The sequence below is a fragment of the Achromobacter sp. genome, assembly GCF_036567245.1.
GTDB lineage: Bacteria > Pseudomonadota > Gammaproteobacteria > Burkholderiales > Burkholderiaceae_B > Achromobacter.
Genome location: NZ_DATCUY010000332.1, coordinates 1 through 1,751, shown reverse-complemented (window position 1 = coordinate 1,751; position 1,751 = coordinate 1). Strand labels below are relative to the sequence as shown.

The window sequence follows — 1,751 nt, the reverse complement described above, 5'->3', positions numbered from 1 at the left end:
AGGCGCCGCGCCAGCAGGTCCTGGTCCGGCTCGTCGCGCAGCGCCTCGATGACGCCGCGCGTGATCGGCAGCGACGTGCTGCCGGCCTCGCGCAAGTTCTCGAAGGTGGTGTTGCGCACGCCGGAAACCAGTTCCTGCAAGACTTCCAGTTTGGCTTCGTACTCCTCCTGGATCAGCGGCGTCAGCCCGACGCCGGGCACCGTCTCGGTCTTGGTGCAGGAATCGCACGTGCGCTGCACCTGTTCCCCGAGGACCCGGGTGGCCCATTCGGTCGCCTGCTGCGGCGACGTCCAGGTCTGGCAGGACAGGCTCGCGCAACTGGCGGGCGCGATGGAGGATGTGTCCGTCACGCCGCGCCCGTTGACCAGGTTGTAGCCCGCGCGGGTGACGTCGCCGACCACCCGGATGGCGGACTGGCCCGCGCCACCGGCATTGCTGCCGCCCACCCAGGGAACGCCGTCGTTGCCGCGGCGCGTCTCAGCCTGCTCGACGGCCGAAACGGCATCGTTGCTGCCAACCGCGTCACGCAGGGCCATGCCTTCGGCCATCTGGCTCCAGCCAAGCTGGCCGCCCGCCGTCTCGGCCATCTTCTCGGCCATCGCGCGGCACGTCAGCTTGGAGCGGTCGAAGTCCAGCCGCGCCTGCAGCACGCCGTTGGTCAGCAGGTTGTACAGGCCGGGATCGGCGCGCTGAATGATCAGCGCCGGCAGGGACGCCACCGCGCTGGTGGCACTCTGGATCACGTTGCTCATGATCTGCTGGAAGCCGTTCGTGATGCCGTTGAGCTGGTTGCGCAGCGTGGTCTGGATGCTCATGTCGCCGCAGATCAGGTTGCTGTTCCACCCCAAGCCGACCCCGATGGAGCGCATGCCAGCCGCGCGGCCCATGGACACCGCGCTGCCGCCTCCGATCGAGTACATGACGTCATCGCCAATGACGGGGCCGCTGTTCTGGTATCCGACCTGCGCCCACGCCAGGCCGCAGACCAGAGCGAGCGGGCCGGCCAGCGCCTTCGGGCGCAGCAGGCGGCACGCCTTGGCGGAAAGGTTCATCGGTTCAGGACGCTTCATCGTGGCACCTCAGAGGAAATCGACGCTGCCCAGGAACACCTGACCGCGGCGTTCGCAGCACGCATAGGGACGCCACAGCGCCCAGGCGTAGTCGCCTTGCTGGGCCTGGGTCAGCGTGCCGCTGTGCGGGAACACCACGCAGGTGTTGGACAGGCGCGGCGTCAGCTCCTGCCACTTGCCCGTAGAGGCATCACCCTCCATCAGCTCGCCGGCCGGCCAGTAGCCGTCGCGGGCGTTGGCAAGCAGCGGCTGGTACACGTGGATCTGCCCGCGGCGCGTGACGACATCGCCCGCGCGCTGGGCCACCACAGCCCCGGATTTTTGGTCGTCGGTCTGGTGCAGGAAGCCGCCGCGCGGATAGACGTTGCCCCAGAGATTCATCGTGGTGCGCGCACCGACCTCGCGCATGCCCGGAATCAACGCCTCCGGGTAGGCCATTTCAGGCACGTTGTAGCGCCAAGCCAGCGTGTCCAGCGTGCTGAGTAGATACGGCATGAAGGCCGTGCCCGCGCCTTGGCAGAAATAGCCCGACGACGATGCGAACTGGTTGAATACCTCGCCGCCAGGATGGCCGATGACATCGCTGTTCTTGAATTTGGCGAGGTTGTTTTCGTGGTCTTCGTTCGTGGTCCCATCCCCACCTGCCTGTGCGGATGGGTTGGGCGTGCTCATCGCCTGCAC

At 67.4% G+C, this 1,751-nt stretch carries 2 protein-coding genes; both read right to left on the bottom strand.

The window, feature by feature from the left end; genetic code table 11:
* Positions 1-1,070, bottom strand: a 1,070-nt coding sequence (locus VIR09_RS14460; RefSeq protein ID WP_332013491.1) for an integrating conjugative element protein, incomplete at its 3' end; no start/stop codon positions are given.
* A gap of 9 nt (positions 1,071-1,079) precedes the next feature.
* Positions 1,080-1,751, bottom strand: a 672-nt coding sequence (locus VIR09_RS14455) for a TIGR03756 family integrating conjugative element protein (protein WP_332013490.1), incomplete at its 5' end; no start/stop codon positions are given.